21 protein-coding genes are annotated in these 20,718 nt (G+C 46.1%); 6 read left to right on the top strand and 15 right to left on the bottom strand.

Annotation, left to right across the window (positions count from 1 at the left end; translation table 11 throughout):
* Positions 1-136: 136 nt before the first annotated feature.
* The 12 genes from KO473_RS14750 to KO473_RS14695 form a co-directional block, all read right to left on the bottom strand.
* A complete protein-coding gene (locus KO473_RS14750) occupies positions 137-1,732 on the bottom strand; it encodes an MFS transporter (RefSeq protein WP_122130175.1) in 1,596 nt (531 codons plus the stop codon).
* Positions 1,733-1,736: 4 nt separating this feature from the next.
* Positions 1,737-2,804 (bottom strand): HlyD family secretion protein, encoded by a 1,068-nt coding sequence (locus tag KO473_RS14745; RefSeq protein WP_005807672.1) that lies wholly within the window; start codon positions 2,802-2,804, stop codon positions 1,737-1,739.
* 14 nt (positions 2,805-2,818) lie between these two features.
* Complete coding sequence (locus KO473_RS14740) at positions 2,819-3,259, bottom strand: MarR family winged helix-turn-helix transcriptional regulator (protein WP_005780636.1); 441 nt, start codon at positions 3,257-3,259, stop codon at positions 2,819-2,821.
* Between the two features lie 123 nt (positions 3,260-3,382).
* Positions 3,383-5,233, bottom strand: a complete 1,851-nt coding sequence (locus KO473_RS14735) for a glycoside hydrolase family 13 protein (protein WP_122130174.1) — start codon at positions 5,231-5,233, stop codon at positions 3,383-3,385.
* Between the two features lie 166 nt (positions 5,234-5,399).
* The gene (locus KO473_RS14730; protein WP_122130173.1) at positions 5,400-6,698 is read right to left on the bottom strand and encodes a tetratricopeptide repeat protein; all 1,299 of its coding nucleotides are present in this window, start codon (positions 6,696-6,698) and stop codon (positions 5,400-5,402) included.
* Between the two features lie 20 nt (positions 6,699-6,718).
* Positions 6,719-8,053, bottom strand: coding sequence for a lipopolysaccharide assembly protein LapB (locus KO473_RS14725; RefSeq protein WP_005821189.1), 1,335 nt, complete (start codon positions 8,051-8,053; stop codon positions 6,719-6,721).
* Between the two features lie 152 nt (positions 8,054-8,205).
* A complete protein-coding gene (locus KO473_RS14720) occupies positions 8,206-9,366 on the bottom strand; it encodes a sodium ion-translocating decarboxylase subunit beta (RefSeq protein WP_005780630.1) in 1,161 nt (386 codons plus the stop codon).
* Between the two features lie 2 nt (positions 9,367-9,368).
* Positions 9,369-9,800 (bottom strand): biotin/lipoyl-containing protein, encoded by a 432-nt coding sequence (locus KO473_RS14715; protein ID WP_005780629.1) that lies wholly within the window; start codon positions 9,798-9,800, stop codon positions 9,369-9,371.
* Between the two features lie 25 nt (positions 9,801-9,825).
* Positions 9,826-10,740, bottom strand: coding sequence for an OadG family transporter subunit (locus tag KO473_RS14710; protein ID WP_005780627.1), 915 nt, complete (start codon positions 10,738-10,740; stop codon positions 9,826-9,828).
* 19 nt (positions 10,741-10,759) lie between these two features.
* On the bottom strand, positions 10,760-12,313 hold the full coding sequence (locus KO473_RS14705) for an acyl-CoA carboxylase subunit beta (protein ID WP_005821186.1): 1,554 nt from the start codon (positions 12,311-12,313) through the stop codon (positions 10,760-10,762).
* A gap of 125 nt (positions 12,314-12,438) precedes the next feature.
* On the bottom strand, positions 12,439-12,843 hold the full coding sequence (gene mce / locus KO473_RS14700) for a methylmalonyl-CoA epimerase (protein ID WP_005780623.1): 405 nt from the start codon (positions 12,841-12,843) through the stop codon (positions 12,439-12,441).
* Positions 12,844-13,054: 211 nt separating this feature from the next.
* Entirely contained in the window at positions 13,055-14,038 is a 984-nt protein-coding gene (locus KO473_RS14695; RefSeq protein ID WP_005780621.1) for a GNAT family N-acetyltransferase, read from the bottom strand.
* Between the two features lie 116 nt (positions 14,039-14,154).
* On the opposite strand from KO473_RS14695, the gene KO473_RS14690 reads away from it, so the two are divergent.
* From KO473_RS14690 to KO473_RS14665, 6 genes are all read left to right on the top strand, one after another.
* Positions 14,155-14,697, top strand: coding sequence for a carbonic anhydrase (locus KO473_RS14690; RefSeq protein WP_005780619.1), 543 nt, complete (start codon positions 14,155-14,157; stop codon positions 14,695-14,697).
* Positions 14,698-14,822: 125 nt separating this feature from the next.
* Positions 14,823-15,359 (top strand): nitroreductase family protein, encoded by a 537-nt coding sequence (locus tag KO473_RS14685; protein ID WP_005780618.1) that lies wholly within the window; start codon positions 14,823-14,825, stop codon positions 15,357-15,359.
* Positions 15,360-15,361: 2 nt separating this feature from the next.
* Complete coding sequence (locus tag KO473_RS14680; RefSeq protein ID WP_005780616.1) at positions 15,362-15,694, top strand: hypothetical protein; 333 nt, start codon at positions 15,362-15,364, stop codon at positions 15,692-15,694.
* Positions 15,691-16,482 carry a Rossmann-like and DUF2520 domain-containing protein gene (locus tag KO473_RS14675; protein ID WP_005780614.1) on the top strand — a complete coding sequence of 264 codons (792 nt, stop codon included), beginning with the start codon at positions 15,691-15,693 and terminating at the stop codon, positions 16,480-16,482. The genes KO473_RS14680 and KO473_RS14675 overlap by 4 nt, the downstream gene beginning before the upstream one ends.
* 18 nt (positions 16,483-16,500) lie before the next feature.
* Entirely contained in the window at positions 16,501-17,022 is a 522-nt protein-coding gene (locus KO473_RS14670) for an HAD family hydrolase (RefSeq protein WP_005807661.1), read from the top strand.
* A 31-nt stretch (positions 17,023-17,053) separates the two neighbouring features.
* A complete protein-coding gene (locus KO473_RS14665) occupies positions 17,054-17,635 on the top strand; it encodes a Maf-like protein (protein ID WP_005821183.1) in 582 nt (193 codons plus the stop codon).
* A 152-nt stretch (positions 17,636-17,787) separates the two neighbouring features.
* On the opposite strand, the gene KO473_RS14660 is transcribed toward KO473_RS14665, so the two are convergent.
* Genes KO473_RS14660 through KO473_RS14650 form a run of 3 tightly spaced genes read right to left on the bottom strand, consistent with a single transcriptional unit; the run spans position 17,788 to position 20,716 of the window.
* Positions 17,788-18,180, bottom strand: coding sequence for a hypothetical protein (locus KO473_RS14660; protein WP_005807659.1), 393 nt, complete (start codon positions 18,178-18,180; stop codon positions 17,788-17,790).
* A 43-nt stretch (positions 18,181-18,223) separates the two neighbouring features.
* Positions 18,224-19,315: a hypothetical protein gene (locus KO473_RS14655; protein WP_005821181.1), complete on the bottom strand. Its 1,092-nt coding sequence runs from the start codon at positions 19,313-19,315 to the stop codon at positions 18,224-18,226.
* Between the two features lie 18 nt (positions 19,316-19,333).
* Positions 19,334-20,716, bottom strand: coding sequence for an MBOAT family protein (locus tag KO473_RS14650; RefSeq protein ID WP_005821179.1), 1,383 nt, complete (start codon positions 20,714-20,716; stop codon positions 19,334-19,336).
* Positions 20,717-20,718: the final 2 nt, after the last annotated feature.

Genomic DNA, 20,718 nt, shown 5'->3' with positions numbered 1-20,718 from the left:
GTCTTTACATACCGGGATAAATGGATTTACATTGAAAGAAAAATATTGGAAAATATAATCTGTTGATTATCAAATTTATCGGGACGGTTGTCAAACTACATATTTGCCGGAGGAATCTTTATTCTTTCCTCGTTCGTTATACCATATCGTCTCCCGTCTTTACGACAGCCACTTTCAATGTCTTATGGAAAGGGATAAAAGCTGCAACGACTGCAACCACCAGTGCCAGTATCAGCACATAACCGATCAGTGTTTTCAGTGCCAGTAACAGAGATTGCTGTTGCAAAGTGGAGTACAGGCTGTTGGTTGCCAACTGGCCGGCTTCGCTGAATTCGTGCCCCTGTGCCAGGGCGCTGTTCAGTGCCTGGTTATATTTCTGTTCGGCTATTGGATTGGTCAGCGTCATATTTTCCGAAAGAACATTCATGCCTTTCACCTGAAGATAATAGAGCATGTTATTGAAAAACGAGGCCGACAGGACCGGTGCCAGTGCCGACCGGAAGGAAATCAGGAAGAAAGCGTTGGACAGTGTCAGGCGCGGGTCTAAATCTTCGACGACAAAAACGCCGAATGCGATAAACAGGACCATCATGCCCACTCCCCGGAATAAAATAGGGAGGTAGAGCATTTCGTAAGTGCCATACGGGGTTATGCCAAAGTAGAGAATTGCCAGATAAATGACGTAACAGAACATGCCGCCTGAAATCAGAAAGCGAAACCGCCACCGTTGCCATCGGAACCACCAGAAACAAATAATCGCTCCCACGACATAGCCGGGCAACAGCCACAGGCTGAGTGAATTGGCGTGAATGCTGTCTACCCGGATAATACTGTTCATGTAGTTGGTCACCAGTGAACTGGTGGCTGTCAGAAACATGGCGAGTACCATGAAGCCGTATCCGATGATGGATTTATGCAGAGTAAGTGGTTTCAGACTGACGAAAGGCTTCGGCTGTGTCCGTTGCCGGTAGATGAAAAGAGCTATCAGGAGAGGGATGATGAATACGTATACTCTTATTTTAGGGGATGCGAACCAGTCGAGTGTTTTGCCATAAGTGAAGGTATAGAGTGTCAGCAGATAGGCAGAGGCAATGATGAACATGCTCTTTCCGTCCATCTCCTTGAACGGGATGTGGACGGGACGTTGTGCGTAACGGAAAAAACACAATACAAACAGAATGGCAACCAGTAGAAGGATGGTGACGAAATAGTACATGTGCTGCCATTGATAATGATAGGCCAATTGTGCCGTGATAGCCATTGACAACTGTCCTCCGGAGAAGACAATGGGATAGAAGTAGGCGTAAAATTCACTTCGTATGTTTTTGGGACTGAAAAGTGGACGGATCAGGATGATGAACTCGAGCATGACGAAACCTTTGAGGAATCCCATGAAGAAACAGCATCCCATGATGACGTCCATGCTGCCTGTCTGTGCACAGATCAGACTGAAGAAAACCTGTAGCAATAAGTCTGTGAGCAACAAGGTCTTCGAAGTGGCTATAGCACGTATTTTCGGTACGATGGGGTAGGCTACAGCCATCCCCACCGAAGCTGAATAATAGGCCATCGTGATATCTTCGCTCATCACTCCCAGCGTGTTCGACACTTCGATCATACTGCCTGTGTAAGCTCCGTTGAGCAGGGTGATGGGAAAAATGACGATGAACATCGTTGCGATGCCCAACCATTGGGGCACCCAGGGGCGGGTAGGGAGGTTGAGCTTTACCATAGGCTTATGGGCGGACCGCCTCCGTTTCTACCATCATTCCGGCACGGAGGCATTCCATCTCTTTGGGTGAGGCATCGTTGAGGTCAATGCGGACAGGAATGCGCTGCTGTACTTTGACAAAGTTCCCGGCCGAATTGTCGGTAGGCACCAGGGAGTATTTTGACCCGGTAGCTTCGGAAATGGCCGTGACGGTTCCATGAAAAGTCCGGCCGCTGAAAGCATCTACTTTAATGCGAACCTTTTGTCCGATGTAGATGTGGGCTATCTGAGTCTCTTTATAGTTGGCAGTTACCCATTTATCATTGCCTCGTACCAGATACGAGAGAGTCTGTCCCCCTTGTACGAACTGTCCCGGTTCAAGGGTGCGCCGTCCCATGTATCCGTCATAAGGTGCGGTGACGACGGTATATGACAGGTTCAGTTTAGCCATATCCACTTCGGCCTCCTTACGGAGGATATTGGCTTCGGCACTGGTACTGCGTTTACTGGTTTCAGAGTACTGCGATTGGGCGGCTTCTTTCTGGCGCAGGAGGGCATTGTAACGTGCCCGGGTCGCTTCAAAATTTGCTTTTGCCAGTTCGTAATCCTGTTGGCTGATGGCCTGTTTTTTCAGGAGCCGGGTGTATCGGTTCAGTTCGGCTTCCTGCTGTGAAAGCCGTGCTTGGGTTTCGGCTATGTTGGCGTCCTGTACGGCAATGTTCACTCCCGAGGTCCGGATGCCGGAGTTCAAAACCTCTCTGGAGCCTAAGGCATCCATCAAAGCGGCTTCCGCATCTTTGAGTCGGATCCGGTATTCACGGTCATCCAGAATCAGGAGCGTGTCGCCGGCATGTACATACTGGTGCTCGGTGAAACGTACTTCTTTGATATATCCCGGTATCCGGATGTTGAGCGGAGCGATGTATTGGTCCACTACGGCATCATTGGTTATTTCGTAGCGGGCATATTTCCAGAAATAGTTTACTGTCCACGAGATACCTGCCAGTGCTAATAATATGCATACCGTGTTGAGAAAGATGTTTCTGTACTTCAGCTTTCTTAATTCTTTTTGTTTCGCTTGATGGGTGGACATGGCCTGAGTTGATTTTAGATTTCGTTGAGAACTTCGTACAGTCTTTTTAAATCTTCGGTACATTCGTTTATCCGGCTGACCTCCATCTCTATTCCCGTTTGGGTATAGATATCGTTGATCAGCGGTTTCACTGTAAGGGCAAGTTCCTCGCCCTGTGCTGTAAGAAAAATCAGCCGGTTTCTCCGGTCGGATGAATCTTCTTTCCGTATCACCCAATTCTTCTTCTCCAGGTTATTGATCAGGTTAGTCAGGCAAGCTTTGTCTTTTGCCGTTTTCTCTGCCAGAGACTGCTGGCTGATGCCTTGTTCGTTCCACAGGCAATTCATTACTTGCAGCATTTCGAAGGTCATATCTACGTTGTGCCGTTTGAGCACCCGTTGAAGGGTTTGACGGAAAGCCATCCGGGTTCGCAGGATTTGTAGAATAAGCTCGCGTGCCGATTCGTTGTTTGTCATCGTTGTATTCTTTTAGTCGGTGCAAAGGTAGCAATATTCTTTGATAATAGTCAAATGTTTGACTATTATTATTCGTGACAAAAAGACTTTTGACACCCCGAGCCTGCTTTGGGGTGAACGGGGCTAAAGCTCTATGACCATTGACTGGCGTGGAGCCATTGTCAGTTCCTCGTTCAGCATTATCATTTTTCCGCTAATGACGTCTTTGCCTTGAGTTTTATCTTTCAGTACTTCAGCGTAATATTTCAGAGGGAGTTTCACCTCCTTATCCGTACCGTTCAACAGGACAAATACTGTTTTTCCGTTATATTCGCGTGCATAGGCATATACACCGTGCTGAACCATGAACTGTTTCATGCTGCCTTTGGCAATCACATCGTTGCCTTTGCGCCAGTTCAGCAGATTGCGGTAGAAGTTATAGCTTTCGTTCTGTAGTTTGGTACGTCCCTCCGGAGTAAGAGCGTTTTCTTTATCATTGGCCCATCCGCCGGGGAAATCTTTTCTGACATAACCGTCGCTTTTGCTCTTTACTCCGTTCATCATGACTTCGGTTCCGTAATAAAGCTGCGGAATGCGCCGGGTGGTCAGCAAAAGGGTAGAGGCCTGTTTCAGCATGTTGAGATTTTCACCTTCACCCAGAAAGCGGTCGGTATCGTGATTCTCTATGAAAGCCAGCACGGATGCGGGATCGGGATACAGATAATCGTATACAAAGTTGTTGTATACCCGATCCAGACCTTTGAACCAGGTGTCGGTCTCTTCATTCTTGGCAGTGTTGATTTTGTCGAAGAAACTGAAGTCCATCACAGTTTTCAGGTTACTGTTGCGTGGGGCGGAGAGTTTGGAATCTTTTTGCCACCAGGCTGTGTAGGCAGGTTCGGTTACCCAGGTTTCGCCTACCGTGTTATAGTTGGGATATTCTTCATTCAGTTCCTTCATCCAGTTGCTCATGGCATCGTAGTCGGCATACGGGTAAGTATCCATCCGGATGCCGTCGATATCGGCATATTCAATCCACCACAAACTGTTTTGCAGGAGATATTTGTATACGTGAGGGTTCTTCTGGTTCAAGTCGGGCATGGCTTCCACAAACCAACCGTCATTCATCTGGTCGAAGTCATACTGTGAGGCGTACGGATCTACGTGAGGAGTCAGTTTGTAAGACGTCTGTACGAAGTTGTCTTTAAAATCGGAGTGGTTGAACCAGTCCTTCGAAGGCATATCCTTGATCCAGGGGTGTTCTACTCCGCAATGGTTGAAGATCATATCCATTACGACTTTAATGCCCCGGTTGTGAGCTTTGTCTATCAGCGAACGATATTCTTCGTTGGTACCGAAACGTGGGTCTACCTTGTAATAATCGGTCGTGGCATAGCCGTGGTACGAACCGCCTTTCATATTATTCTCAAGTACCGGGGTGAACCAGAGTGCGGTCACTCCCAGGTCGGTAAAATAGTCCAGGTTTTGTGCAATACCGGCGAGGTCACCGCCGTGGCGGGCGTTCGGGTCATTGCGGTCTACTTTATATTCTGCCATGCCTTCTATCTGGTCGTTGTCCGGGTTTCCATTGGCAAAGCGATCCGGCATTAACAGATATAGGGCATCCGATGCGTCAAAGCCTTTGTGGTCGGCTCCTGCTTTGCTACGTGCTCTCAATTCGTAATCCTTAACCAGCTTTTTCTTTCCGAGAGTGAATGTAATAGGCATTTTCCCCGGTTTAACATCTTTATCGAGATGAAGATAGACAAGCAGATAATTGTTGCTTTCCAGCTTCACGACGCTGCTGAGTGATACTCCGGGATAGTTTACTGATACGGATGCCTGGCCGATGCCTTCGCCGTATACCATTAACTGGAGTTCCGGATTGTTCATGCCGGTGAACCAGAAGGGCGGATCGATTTTTGATACGTTCATGGCTGCATAAGTACTTAATGAAAGTAAGAGAGAACCTAAGAAGAACAATAATTTTTTCATGATATTAGCTCGTTATTATTTAGATGCTGCTAATATAGGATAAATCATCGGATTGGTTCCTGTTTTCTTCCTTACTGTCCGCCATCTATTTATGCAAACGTTTTCATAGGAGATGCTTAAGCCTGAATCGGGCGTTTGTAATGTGCACAAAAGCCACTTTGGATACCTACTTTTCTCCTTTGAAGAATTTTTCCTTTCGGATACTTTCCAGTTTATTGGCGGCACTTTTATAATAGTCTATGCGAGGTGCGGGCTCCTCTTCTTCGACATCGCCGTCTTGTTGCAGCTCTATTGCCTTCTGTTGGGACTTTGTTCGTAGAAAAGCTTGCAAGTAGCGCTCTGTGGCTTTTGTATCTTTGAGTTTATCGGATAGAAAGGCCATGTTATAAAGCAATATATGCCTGTCGGGGGCATACTTATATTGTTCTTTGATTGCTTTTATCTGCTCGCGGGTCTGTTTGGCCTCTTTATAACAATCCGCAAGTCCGAAATAGAGACGTTCCATTATACTGTCGGTGGGGATAGTCTGGTCGATGGCCTGATTCAGGTACTCAATCCCATCTTGTTTCCATAAAGTCTTGGAGCAGGAGCGTCCCAAGTAGTAGAGCAGGTTGGCGCTGGGGGACTGGCGGGATTTTGCTTTAAGCAGCCAATCGCGTGCTTTAAAGTATTCTTTCGTGGCATAATAGCTGACCCCCAGATAATAACATGTCAGCAGGGTACTGTCTCCCTGGTTTGTCAGATCTTGATAACGTTTGATTGCCATGGGGTAGTCTTTGTGCAGACAATAAGCCAGGGCGTTCTGTCGGTTTACCTCTACATTGGTACTATCCATTTGGCGATATCCTTCTGTCAGGGAGATTGCCCCTTCATAATCCTGCATCGTATTGAGTATGTTGCCCAATCTGGCAACAGACAGATAGTCGGAAGGATATTTTCTGATGATGGAAATGTAACATAACATGCTTTCTATCGGCATGTTAAGTCCTTCCATACTTTCTGCCATTAATCGTAATACGGTAGCGGAACTGTCTTTCTTGGCCAATGTGACGCTTTCGTGCAGTGCATCTCCATATCGCTGCTGGTTGTATAGTAGACGGGTGTATTGCAGGTGTGCGTAAGTATGTTCCGGATTTAACTTCAAAACTTTCCGATAGTATTCCAAGGCCTCGTTGTACTTGCTCAGTTGCCTGCAACATTCAGCGGCTTCTATCAATGCCTGCTGGTTTTCGGGTAATTCGGAAATGATATGTTGTAAAGTGGACAAGGCTTCGGCAGTGTGTCCCAATCCCTTTAAAGCCTTGGCTTTTTGTAACAATAATTGCGATGAAGCAGTTTCTCCATCGATCAGTCTGATGGCCGTTTTGTAGTCATAGTTTGCCATTGCTTCCTGGATAGAAGTTACGTTCTGAGCGGACAATGCTACATTGAAGCCCAGACAGAGGAGGATCAGGAGGTATTTCATATGGGTAAATATAGGTTTTGTTATTTCGGGCTTTGTTCCGGTATTCCCTCGTTAAAGAATTTTTCTTTCTGTAAGTCCTTCAGCCACTTATCGGCAGCGTTGTAGTAGTTTTCAAGTCCCAGAACGAGTTCTCCTGTTTCGGCGGTGGCTTCCTCCTTTTTGGCGTCTTTGTTCCGGGTCTTTAAGAAGGCCTGCAAATAACGTTCGGCTGATTTGTGGTCTTTTAGCTGATATGAATAATTCCAGGCGATGTCATAAAGTAGTTTATGGTTCGTCTTATCATATTTATACAGCTCTTTGAGGGCCTGGATTTGTTTGGGTGTGTCTCTTGCCAGTTTACAGCAATCGACCAAGCCTTTGTAAAGACGAATCATGGTACTGTCTTTGGGGATGGTAAGTTCGATGGCTTTCTCCAGATGTTCTATGCCTTCCTTTTTCCAGGAAGTCTTGGCGCAACATCGTCCCAGATAATAGAGCAAGTTCGGATCTTCTTCCATATCTTTGTACAGTTTGCTGAAGCATGTGTGTGCTTCATAATAATATTCATCTGCGTAATAGCTGATTCCCAGATAGTATAATGTTTGTGTACTGCTGTCTCCCTGCTGGCATAGATTTTCGTAACGTTTGATGGCCATCGGGTATTGTTGGGCACGACAATAGGCAAGTGCGTTTTGCTGGTTTACGATCAGGTTGGTTGAATCCCGTTCTCTGTAGCGTTCGGTCGCTTTGATCGCGTATTCGGGATATCCTGCCGCTATGTTCAGATTTCCCAGTTTGGCCGCTGCTAAATAGTCGTCCGGGTATTTGTCCTGAATGATTTCATAACAGCCGATGGCAGGCAGTATTTGTTGCATTCCTTCAAGGCTCTGTGCCTGTAGGTGGAGTACCACGGCCGAACTGTCTGTTTCGGACATCATTGAGCTCTCTCCAAAAGCTTCGGCATAATTTTTCGTATTGCAAAGCAAGTTGATAAATTGCAAGCGGGCATACTTGTTCTTGGGATTCAAGGTGATGGTTTTCCGGTAATAGTCCAATGCATCGTTATATTTAGCCATTGCTTTGCAACATTCCGCGGCTTCGATGTGTGCCTGTTGGTTGGTAGAATCTGCCGTAATTACTTGGCGGATGACACGGAGAGCCTCGGCGTTGTTGCCGATTCCTTTCAGGGCTTTGGCTTGCTGCATCAATAGCGGGATGGTAGGCTTCTCTTTGTTGATCAGTTCAATGGCAGTCTCGTAATCATAGTTTGCCATTGCTTCCTGAATCTTGTTTTGATTCGTGTTCTGTGCCGTTAGTATGGGGCTAAGACACAAGCAAAAGATAAAGATGAGTGGTTTCATAGCTTTTGTTTTCATAGGGCGTATGTTTTATTGCCTGCAAGTTAGTAAAAATATCGTCTCTACGAAGAGTTCGTAACGTCTTTTAGATAGATTAACGTAAAATGCAAGGCGCCTCTCTTTTCGCAAAGAGAGACGCCCCGGTTCTATTTTATGAAAAAGCTTTTAAACTACATAAGGAATCCGAGCAGGATACCGGCAGCTACGGCTGAACCGATTACTCCCGCCACGTTCGGACCCATAGCGTGCATCAGCAGATAGTTAGTCGGATCGTATTCCAAACCGACCACTTGTGAGATGCGCGCCGAGTCGGGTACGGCAGATACACCTGCATTACCGATCAGCGGATTGATCTTGTTGCCTTTCTTCAGGAAGAGATTGAAGAACTTCACAAACAAGACGCCCGAGGTAGTGGCAATGATGAAAGAGAATGCACCGAGGATGAAGATCAGGATAGAATCCCAGGTGAGGAATTGTGAGGCTTGGGTAGAAGCTCCCACAGTCAGTCCCAACAGGATAGTGATGACATCGATCAACGGACCGCTGGCAGTATTTGCCAAGCGACGGGTTACACCGCTTTCTTTCAATAAATTACCAAAGAACAGCATACCCAGCAAAGGCAGACCCGACGGAACCAGGAAGCAAGTGAGCAACAGACCCACGATGGGGAAAATCACTTTTTCGGTATGCGATACGATTCTTGGTGGTTTCATGCGGATCAGGCGTTCGTGTTTAGTGGTCAGCGCACGCATGATGGGCGGTTGTATCACCGGTACCAGTGCCATGTAAGAATAGGCTGATACGGCGATGGCACCCATCAGGTTCGGAGCCAGTTTAGACGAAAGGAAGATCGCCGTCGGTCCGTCGGCACCACCGATGATACCGATAGCACCGGCTTGGTTAGGCTCAAATCCTATGAGGAGGGCAATGATGTAAGCGCCGAAGATACCGAACTGTGCGGCAGCTCCGATCAGCATCAGTTTGGGGTTGGAGATCAGTGCCGAGAAGTCCGTCATGGCTCCGATGCCTAAGAAAATAAGCGGCGGATACCAACCGGAGGTTACACCTTGATAAAGGATGTTCAGTACCGAACCTTCTTCGTAAATACCCACTTTTAATCCGGCTTCCATATTGAATGGAATATTACCGATCAGAATACCGAAGCCAATGGGGATCAGCAGCATCGGTTCAAATTCTTTGGCTACGGCAAGGTAGATAAAGAAAAGACCGATTAGCAACATGAAAAGATGTCCGGGTGTCGCGTTTGCGAAACCGGTGTATCCCCAGAAGTCAACAAGGTTATTCCCTAAGAATGATACGAAATCTCCCATAATTATTCAATGATTACGAGGTCTGTACCTTCAAGTACAGAATCTCCTTTATTAACTTTAATTTCTGCTACTTTTCCATCTTTATTGGCATTGATGTTGTTTTCCATCTTCATAGCCTCAAGGATGATGATAGTCTGGCCTTTCTTGACAGTGTCTCCTGCTTTCACCTTGATGTCGAGGATGACACCCGGCAGCGGAGATTTCACGCCGTCTCTCTTGGAAGCTGTCGGCTGTTTGGTCACTACCGGAGCTCCCGATTCGGTTTTCGGAGCGGCTGCCGGACGGGTAACCGGTTTCGGAGCAGCTTTGACAGGAGTATCCAACTCTACTTTGTAAGAGGTTCCGTTTACTTCAACATTGGCTATGTTATCTTCTACATCGTTCACTGTAACGTTGTAAAGGTTGCCGTTGATTTTATATTTATATTGTTTCATTGCTTCATTTTATTAGGGTTAGTAATTATCTTCTCGGAGTCTGACGCAGTGTGTAGATCTTCGAACTCCACGGTGAGTAGGTGCGTTTCACTTTGTTGATAGTCAGAATCATGTCTTCAACGTCGTGAGCGTCATTCAGGTATTCGTGCAAAGCCATGGCGATAGCGGCGGTCTCTTCACCTGTGTGGCTACCCAGGTTCTTCTCCTTCGCTTCCGTCTTGTCGGTGATACCGGTGGCTTTCATTGCGTTTTTCTTACCCAGTCTGACAGCGATATTACCTACCGCCTTGAATGAAAGATACAAAAGTACCAAACCAATGAATACGACTGACATGGCAATGATGGCCATACCAATACCGATAGAGTCGTGCTTTTTGAAGTTCTCGATCTTCGGGTTTTTGTCGATAGTCATATTGTTGGTGCTTGGAGTGACATAGCTATGTTCTCCACCACCTTTTACTACCCAGTTAGCACTTCCGTCTTTTTCACGGGCGTATGAACGGTCGGCAAGCTGACCGGCAGGGATGGTTACCTCGTCGATCAAAGTTTTACCGTTGGAATCATACAGAGCAATGTAGTTCTCTTTGTCCGGATCGAGCGTAAAGTTTACATGAAACGTACCCCGGTTAGGCATCCCGTCTGCCCAGAACAAAGCATGTTGGCGTGGCTTGATTAAAGTCAGCACGTCGCCTTTGGGAATAGGATATTTGGTCGGATTGTTTTTATCGTTCGTCAGAAAGCAACCTTCCAGATTTACCGAAGCGAAAGAGGTATTGAATATCTCTATCCACGCATTGTGCAGTCCGTAATCATCCTGATAGTTCTGGTCGTTGATGACCAAAACTTCATTGATTTTCAGACTGGTGGCACTTTGCGCCCTGAGCCCCATGCAAACCATTGCCAGCAGAGCGATAAATATCCCGATTCTTTTCTTATTCATAACAATCGATTTTTATTTGTTACAATGGAATATTACCGTGCTTTTTAGCAGGGTTGGTTAATTTCTTGGTTTGCAGCTGTTGCAAAGCGCGGATCACGCGGAAACGAGTGTTTCTCGGTTCGATAACGTCGTCGATGTAGCCGTATTTGGCCGCATTGTACGGGTTTGCGAAGAGTTTGGTATACTCGGCTTCCTTGTCTGCCAGGAATTGAGCAGGGTTTTCCTGATCTTTGGCTTCCTTGGCATACAATACCGCTACTGCACCGGCACCACCCATTACGGCGATTTCGGCTGTCGGCCATGCATAGTTCATGTCACCGCGGAGTTGCTTGCAACTCATTACGATGTGTGAACCACCGTAAGACTTACGCAGGGTTACGGTCACTTTAGGTACAGTGGCTTCGCCGTAAGCATACAGTAATTTGGCTCCGTGCAGGATCACACCATTGTACTCCTGACCTGTGCCCGGAAGGAATCCCGGAACGTCTACCAATGTTACCAGCGGGATGTTGAATGCGTCGCAGAAACGAACGAAACGGGCACCTTTGCGTGATGCATTGCTGTCGAGCACGCCTGCCAGATATTTAGGTTGGTTGGCAACCACACCTACCGACTGTCCGTTCATGCGGGCAAAACCGATGATAAGATTTTTCGCGTAGTCTTTCTGTACTTCCAGAAATTCACCGTTGTCGATGATGGCACCGATCACTTCGTACATATCGTACGGTTTGTTCGGGCTGTCGGGGATAATTTCGTTCAACAGGTCATCCATACGGTCGATCGGGTCGGTACAGTTCACCAATGGGGCTTCTTCCAGATTGTTTTGCGGGATAAAGCTGAGAAGTTTGCGGATGATCGCCAGACCTTCTTCTCCGGTTTCGGCTGTGAAGTGGGTTACACCCGACTTGCTGGCATGTACGCTTGCACCTCCCAGGTCTTCCTGAGATACGTCTTCACCTGTTACTGTTTTTACTACAGCAGGTCCGGTGAGGAACATGTAAGATGTACCTTCGGTCATCAGCGTGAAGTCTGTCAGGGCAGGAGAGTAAACCGCACCTCCGGCACACGGACCGAAAATACCCGAAATCTGTGGAATAACACCCGACGCCATGATATTACGCTGGAAAATTTCAGCATAACCGGACAGAGCGTTGATACCTTCCTGAATACGTGCGCCACCCGAGTCGTTGATACCGATAACAGGAGCACCCATCTTCATGGCCATGTCCATTACTTTACAGATCTTCTGTGCCATGGTTTCCGACAGTGAACCACCGAATACGGTGAAATCTTGTGCGAAAACATATACTAATCTACCTTCTATTGTTCCATAACCGGTTACTACACCGTCGCCGAGGAAATGTTTCTTGTCTTGTCCGAAGTTAGTACATCTGTGTTGAACAAACATATCCAGTTCTTCGAAACTACCTTCGTCAAGCAACTGTGCAATACGCTCGCGGGCCGTATATTTGCCTTTGGCGTGTTGTTTTTCAATAGCCTTTTCGCCACCACCTAAACGAGCCTGAGCGCGAAGTTCAATAAGCTCTTTTACTTTTTCAAGCTGGTTACTCATGAGTTTTTCTTAATTTAAAGGGTTATAATATTTACGATTAGACGATTTGCGATGTACGGTTGAAAATTGATAACCAAAGGTGTTTTCAATCATACATTCTGTGCTTGTCAAGTCGTATCTCTTTTTTAGTGTTCACAGAGTTCGGTCAGTACGCCCAAAGTTGATTTCGGGTGAAGGAAAGCGATATTTAAGCCTTCGGCTCCTTTGCGCGGGGCTTTGTCGATCAGGCGGATTTCCTTGCTTTCGGCTTCTGCCAGAGCGTTAGCCACACCGTCTTCAACGGCAAATGCAACGTGATGAACACCTGCGCCTTTGTTTTCGATGAATTTGGCGATGGTACTTTCCGGACATGTCGGTTCCAGTAATTCGATTTTGGTATCACCTACCTTCAGGAAGGCTGTTCTTACTTTTTGATCTTCTACAGTTTCGATGTTGTAGCATTTCAAACCTAATACGTTTTCATAATACGGAAGGGCTTCCTCGATACTTTTTACGGCAATGCCCAAGTGTTCAATGTGTGAAATCTTCATAACTATATTTTTTAATTTTGGTTTTAATCGTCTTTTTGGAATGGTATAAAACAGCACAAAGAAAATCAATTCTTGTTTAATAAAGAAATTTTTCTGCAATTAATTATGGTGAAAATAGGTTTAAAACCCAAGGGGCGTTACTTTAAAAGGTAGGCATTGTTGGTTTCAAGCCAATTCTTCTTTGGTTTTAAACCCAGAGGATGCTTGATTTTTAGACATATATTTTGATCAGCAGATTGTTCAGCCACTGCCAGCGGAAGCGGAACCAGCGTCGGGTACTGCTTTGTTTGCCGCCGAAGCGGAGTACGAAGTCGCGGTAACCGTGTTTCTTGAAGGGGAGTCCGGCATCCATGAATTCCATGTGACGGAACCCGTTTTGATGTGCGTCTTGTAAAGCTTTCCATACAGCCAGTATACCCGGGTATTGCAGAGCATAGGTTTTCCGCATACCTCCCGAGAACCACAGGTAGGCATCGTTGCCTGAATAGATACAGGCAGATCCTCCGATGATTTTTCCTTTGTAGCGGACAATGAAAATTTTACCTTGCTTGCTGTGGATCAGCCGTGTGTCCATGTGCTGGAAAAAGATGATATTGGGAAAGTGCTTACGGATGCGGGACGAGTAGAGATGTCGCAGCATGTTCGAGAATTCGCGGATTTCTTCTATCGTGTGTGCTTCGTCTACCGATGCGCCATTTTTCAGGCCTTTCTTGATTTGGCGGATACGGGAAGGGCTGAAACGCTGTTCCGCACTTTCGGTGCCGTGTAGTGAATTGCGTACCCGCAGCCAGTTGACAGGGAAGTATTTGTTCGACCGGAAGTATTTGTAACCGAACATGGCATTTTCAAGATTGCGAAATTCTATCAGGAACGAACTCCGCAATACTTCTGTGGTGAGATGCTCCAGCATTTCACCGAATATTTTTTCCTTATCGGCTTCTGCTGTCAGATATTCGCCGGTGCCATAAACTTCACATCGCTTGATAAGGGAAGGAGGAAACATGCGTATGCTTTTGCGGATGGCGGCAAGCAGCCGGGCAATTGGTTTTCCATCTTCCGAAGCCATGATCAGGAGCGGAGTGTAGCCCGGAGTTTCTTCATAAATCTGAAATAACTCCTTTGAATGAAATGTATTGGTTCCGGGAAAATCCGGAATTTCACTCCCTCGGTAATATGTAGTCAGTTTTAATGGCATATCGGGACAAATTTACATTTTTTATTTCTCTTTACAACATTTGCGGGGCTTATTTTGTTGACCTGTTATTTTGTGATTATCTTTGTAGATATACTACAATAAAATCCGTTTCGATTATGTTAGAAGAAATTCTTGAATTCAACAAAAAGTTCGTTGAGAACAAGGGATACGAAAAGTATATTACTAACAAGTACCCCGATAAGAAGATCGCCATCCTTTCATGTATGGATACCCGTCTGACTGAGTTGCTGCCTGCTGCTTTGGGAATCCACAACGGAGACGTGAAGATTATAAAGAATGCCGGTGCCGTCATTTCCCATCCTTTCGGCAGTGTCATCCGTAGCTTGTTGGTAGCCATCATCGAACTGGGGGTGGAAGAAATTATGGTCATTGCCCATTCGGATTGCGGTGCTTGCCACATGAACAGTGATGAAATGATTGCCCACATGAAAGAGCGGGGAATCAAATCTGAAACGATCGACATGATACGCTACTGCGGTGTTGATTTCAGTTCGTGGCTGGGAGGTTTCGACGATCCGGTTGAGTCTGTCAGGGGGACGGTCCGTTCTATCGAGAACCATCCGCTGATCCCGAAAGACGTCCGGGTGCATGGCTTTATCATCGATTCACTGACCGGTGAATTGACGAGAGTGGAATAAATTGCCTATCTTTGCAGGGAAATCATTACCGGTTATGCAGATTCATACAGATCGGACTTTTTATTATGGTTCTGTATAAGTCTGCGGTAAATGTTCGTTTATTAAAAACAATGCATTTATAGTATATGGAAAATTTCAGTGAACTGATAAAGAAACGCCGCAGTATGCGGAAATTTACAGGAGAAGAACTTTCTCAGGAGGAGGTAGTCGCTTTGCTGAAAGCGGCTCTGATGGCTCCCACTTCTAAACGTAGCAATAGTTGGCAGTTTATCGCGGTCGATGATAAAAAGCTGCTTGGCGAACTCTCGCACTGTAAAGAGCAGGCTTCTGCTTTCATTGCCGATGCTGCGCTGGCAATTGTGGTTACTGCCGATCCTTTGGCAAGCGATGTTTGGATTGAAGATGCTTCCATTGCTTCCATCATGATTCAGCTTCAGGCCGAAGACTTGGGATTGGGCAGTTGCTGGGTGCAGGTACGCGAGCGTTATACTGCTGCCGGAATGCCTTCCGATGAGTTTGTGCGTGGTGTGCTCGACATTCCTTTGCAATTACAGGTGTTGTCCATTATTGCGATCGGGCACAAAGGCATGGAGCGCAAGCCCTTCAATGAAGATAATCTGCAATGGGAGAAAATCCATATTAATAAGTTTGGAGGCAAGTAGCGGTGAGTGCGGTAAAAGCAAACAATAAAGATACATATAAAGCCACGGCAGTCACCCTTATTGTGATAGGGATGCTCTATCTGATAGACAAACTGATACACTTTTCTGCATTGGGTATACCCTGGGTGATGAATAAAGATAATCTTTTGCTCTACACTGCGGTTATTTTCCTGTTTATCAAACGGGACAAATCCGTCGGTCTGGTGCTGCTCGGATTGTGGCTGGTGCTGAATATCGGCTTGATTGTCTCACTGCTTGGTTCGATGTCCGGTTACCTGCTGCCCTTGGCTTTATTGATAATCGGAGGTATATTGTATTTGATTTCAACACGATGAAAAGAAGTATAGAAGATACACCGATTGTGTTTATCGGTGCCGGAAATCTTGCCACAAATCTGGCAAAGGTTCTTTATCGGAAAGGATTCCGTATCGTACAGGTATATAGCCGTACGGAAGAGTCGGCCCGTGAGCTGGCGCAGAAAGTAGAAGCTGAGTATACGACGAGCCTTGAAGAGGTGAATCCATATGCAAAGTTGTATATCATTTCGCTCAAAGATTCCGCCTTTGCCGAACTTCTTCCCGCTATCGTAGCCGGTAAACGGAAAGAGGCATTGATGGTGCATACGGCAGGCAGCATTCCGATGAGTATTTGGGAAGGACATGCGTCACATTATGGGGTGTTCTATCCTATGCAGACTTTCAGTAAGCAACGGGAAGTCGATTTTAAGGAGATTCCTTTCTTTATAGAAGCTTCGTCGACCGAAGATGCCGCATTTCTGAAAGCTATTGCGTCTACCTTGTCGAACCGTGTATATGATGCCGATTCGGAACAACGCAAGAGCCTTCATCTGGCTGCTGTGTTCACATGCAATTTCACTAATCACATGTATGCCCTTGCCGCCGAACTGCTTAAGAAATATAACTTGCCGTTCGACGTGATGTTGCCGCTAATTGATGAAACGGCTCGTAAAGTGCACGAATTGGAACCTAAAGCAGCACAGACGGGACCTGCGATCCGTTATGACGAGAACGTCATCGGCAATCATTTGCGGATGCTTGCCGATGATCCCGGGATGCAACAATTATATGAATTACTTAGCCGAAGTATCCACGAAAGACATTAACCCCAAATATAAATAAGAATGAGTACTATCAATTACGACCTCACCCGGATTAAAGCACTTGCTTTTGATGTAGACGGAGTGTTGAGTGCAGATGTGATTCCACTCCATCCGTCGGGTGAACCGATGCGTACGGTAAATATAAAAGACGGCTATGCGATCCAGCTGGCTGTGAAAAAAGGTCTTCATATTGCCATTATCACAGGTGGACGGACCGATGCGGTGCGGAAGCGCTTTGCCGGATTGGGGGTATCCGATCTCTATTTAGGCTCTGCCATAAAGATACACGATTATCGTGATTTCCGTGACAAGCATGGACTCGCGGACGAGGAGATACTCTACATGGGCGATGACGTTCCCGATATGGAAGTGATGCGTGAGTGCGGATTGCCCTGTTGTCCCAAAGATGCCGCTCCCGAGGTGAAAGCCGTTGCCCGCTACATTTCATATGCCGACGGCGGATACGGTTGCGGACGTGATGTGGTGGAGCAAGTACTTAAAGCGCAAGGCAAGTGGTTGTCGGATGATGCTTTCGGGTGGTGATTTTTAGTATATAACTCTTTAATTTATTAGTATGCTTGCTAACTTGAATCGTTATAAAATCGTATTGGCATCTAATTCTCCACGACGGAAAGAGTTGATGACCGGCTTGGGGGTAGATTATGTGGTAAAAACATTGCTTGATGTCGATGAGTCTTATCCCGACTCTCTGCAAGGCGAAGAGATTCCGCTGTTCATAGCCCGTAAGAAAGCGGCCGCTTATCAGTCTGCGATGCACCCGGAGGAACTTTTGATAACTGCCGATACCATAGTCTGGCACGAAGGTAAGGCACTTGGGAAACCTTCCGGACGTGAAGATGCCATAGAGATGTTGCGAAATCTTTCCGGTAAGTCTCATCAGGTGATCACCGGGGTATGCCTCACCACCTGTGAGTGGCAAAAGAGTTTCGCTGCTGTGACAGATGTCCGTTTCGCAACACTTGATGAAGACGAAATTATTTATTATGTCGATCACTATCAGCCAATGGACAAAGCCGGTTCGTATGGCGTGCAGGAGTGGATCGGTTTTGTCGGGGTTGAATCCATTTCCGGCAGTTACTTCAATGTAATGGGGCTTCCTATCCAGAGGCTATACCGGGAGTTGAAACAACTGTAGGAGGCTGTTTCTGACGCTAACTTCATATCGCTTGATTTCGTATGGCATTTTCCTCGTTCATCGGAAGGAGGAGAATGCCATACGTGTTTATTGCCTTGGAGGGATCAGGATGGTAACTTGAGTTGTGTAACGGTCACTATCCTGAGAGTTGATTATTTGTTTTCTGTATTCTCTTTCTCCATTTCGATGTTGATAATCGTGTTGTCCCATTTGTTCATCTTTTGCGTGCCCAGGTCGACTAAGAAGCCCGGCCAGAATAAAATATTCCACAGGCAGGCATTGTTGAAAGTAGATTCCAGGACAAAGGGAGTGGTTTGGTATCCTTCCTTTTTGGCCAATAGCTGTTTGTCTTCTCTTTTCTTTTTGATCTGGACGGTAACACTGTTGTCTTCTTTGATTTCCGCTATTTTCTGTTTGGTCGATGCTTCGTAGATTTTAGTTCCATTCATTCCCGTAAAGGTGATGTCTTGTTTGGAACTGCTGAATAGTGTACAGCAAGATGAACATGAAATGCAGATGGATACTAATAATAAAATCTTTTTCATAAATTAAGTTTTTGATGTTATATAATTATTTTCTCTGATATATTTATCTGTTTGGTGTAAAAGATGTTTTGGGGTTGTTTGATGTTGCTATGGGGTTGTTTTCATAGCCGGCAGGTGCCGAATCTTGATAAATAACTTTCAGCAGGCGTGCCCCCAGCAGAGGACGATAATGACCGGGATCATAGTAATGATGTATATCGGCTGTATATTCATTAGTTCCCGTGAAATCCCATACGGCAGAAGCACCCAGTATCTCCTTCATTCTTTTGATGTCTTCCCGGTTCGTTTTTTTCTGAAAATAATCCGGGCCAATAATGAATTTCAGGTTTGTATGATGCTTATCACAAATTTTTTTAATGGCACGAAGTACTTGAATCTGGCTGACAGACACAGCCGGTAGTTCTTCTTTGCCTGCATCCGTTCGTTTTTTGAATTCTTTTTCATGATGGGTCCAGTACAATTCGCCATCCTGTCCGATCTCTTTTTCTCTGGGATTGATAAAGTTGTTCGTGTAAGGTTCCCGAATGGGATCTCCCGGATTTATGACCCCTTTCATGTAAGGAGCATACTTATGTCCGATCAGGTAGCCTATGTAAGGAATTGTTTTGTCAGGATAGAGGAATTCCTGCAAAAATCTCAGATGGAATCCCAACTGGCTGATACCGGCTGCCTCAGCCGAAAACAGATGGTCGTTGCCTGACAGGGGCTTACTTCTATCCAGTGCTTTTTTATCCAAAACGACTAATACATTTTTCAGAGGGGCACCTACGGAATCGAGTGCTTGAAGCTTCTGGCGCACACCGCCCAGGCTTTCCCAGTTGTCATAAAAGCGCACGGCATGATCGTCCTTATCCAGATACTTCTCCCATTCTCCTGTCAGGAATGCCATGGTACAGGAGTTGCCGAGTATAAACGAGTTATAGGCTATCGAATCACGATTCTGAAGATAATTCTGCCATCCCACATGCGCTTCGTTGAGCAGCACGGGAGAGTTATCGAATCGTTTGTAGGAGTGCAGCACCATATAAGGGTCGAAAATGAAATAGATGGCCACTATCGGGAAAAGCGGTAATGCCAATAACAGGAGTTTCAGGCAGAAACGTGTTTTGGGAGAGATTTTCGGTGAATGTAGCATAGGTGTAATTGGTTTCGGTTAAAATTGTAAATAGATAAAAGTTTCCGTATCGAACTTACCTAACATCAGCAGGGCGAATACCAGCAGATAGTAAACACTCCACCGTAGCCATGCGGGCTGGCGTTCGAGTGTTTCCATCAGGTTATATTTAGATGCATAATATTCATAGATCAATACCAGTAACAGGGCCGAACCTGCTACAATGCAATTGTGGTCGCGTATGCCGATGTTCATTTCCTTCCAGGAAGAATGTACTTCGAACGAGATGTTCCGTAAAAAATACCAGGCATCGCTCAATGATTGTACACGGAAGAAAATAAGTGAGAGCGCAAACAACAGATAGGTACGGATTATCAACAGGCTGTCGGATGCATATTTCCCGATATATTGGGGCAACTTATTGCGAAAAGCAGAGGTTTTCATTTCCCAGCAGATCAATATGCCCTGAATCAGTCCGTATATGGCGAAGGTTAATCCGGAGCCATGCCATAATCCCAATGCCAGAAAGGTGATGATAAGGCTGAAGTAGACTCCCCACTGTCCCCAGTTACGGGTACCGGCGGTTAACGGCACATAGAGATAATCGCGTACCCAAAAAGAGAGTGACATGTGCCAACGGCGCCAGAAATCGGCGGTGGAACGTGCGGCAAACGGGCGGTTGAAGTTTGGCGATAGCTTGATGCCGAACAGGTAGGCTCCTCCGATGGCGATGTCCGTATAGCCGGAGAAATCGGCATATAGTTCGATAGGATAGAGCAGGCAGGTCATCAGTAGTTGGACACCCGAAAGGTCATGGATCGAATGAAACATGATATCCGTCTGCGGGGCTATCTGATTGGTTATAAGCAGTTTCTTTATCAGTCCCAGCAAAATATATTTCAGTCCGGTCACTGCGTTCGAGTAGATGAACGGGCGAGGATCTTTCAGTTGTGGCAACAAGTCTCCACCCCGTTCGATGGGGCCGGAGAGGAATTTCATGAAGAAAAGCATATAGATCAGGAAATCTACCCAGTTTCTTTCGGCACGTTGCTCCTGCCAGTACACATCTGTCAGATAACCGATGGCCTGGAATGTGTAGAATGACATTCCGAGTGGAAAGATGATGTTATCTATCACTGTGCCATGGAGTAGGAGCCATCCGCCTATCAGACCGATGATTCCTGCGATATAGATTACTTTGGTCTTTTTCCCGGATTTCGCCCTGTTTTCCATCCATTGTGCCCAGAAGAAGGTGAACAGTGCCACCACTACTGCTGTCAACAGGAATGGCAGATAATACCATCCGATGAAGATGCAACTGGCTGCCAGTAGTATGAAGTTGCGGGCACGTCCTTTGACTGCATAGTAGAGAAAGAAACAGAGAGTAATCAGAGCCAGGAAACTAAAGGAGAGAAACTGCATGA

This window comes from Bacteroides sp. HF-4919, assembly GCF_018860125.1.
The sequence above is the reverse complement of the archived record's forward strand: the minus strand, read 5'-3'. Positions and strand labels throughout refer to the sequence as shown.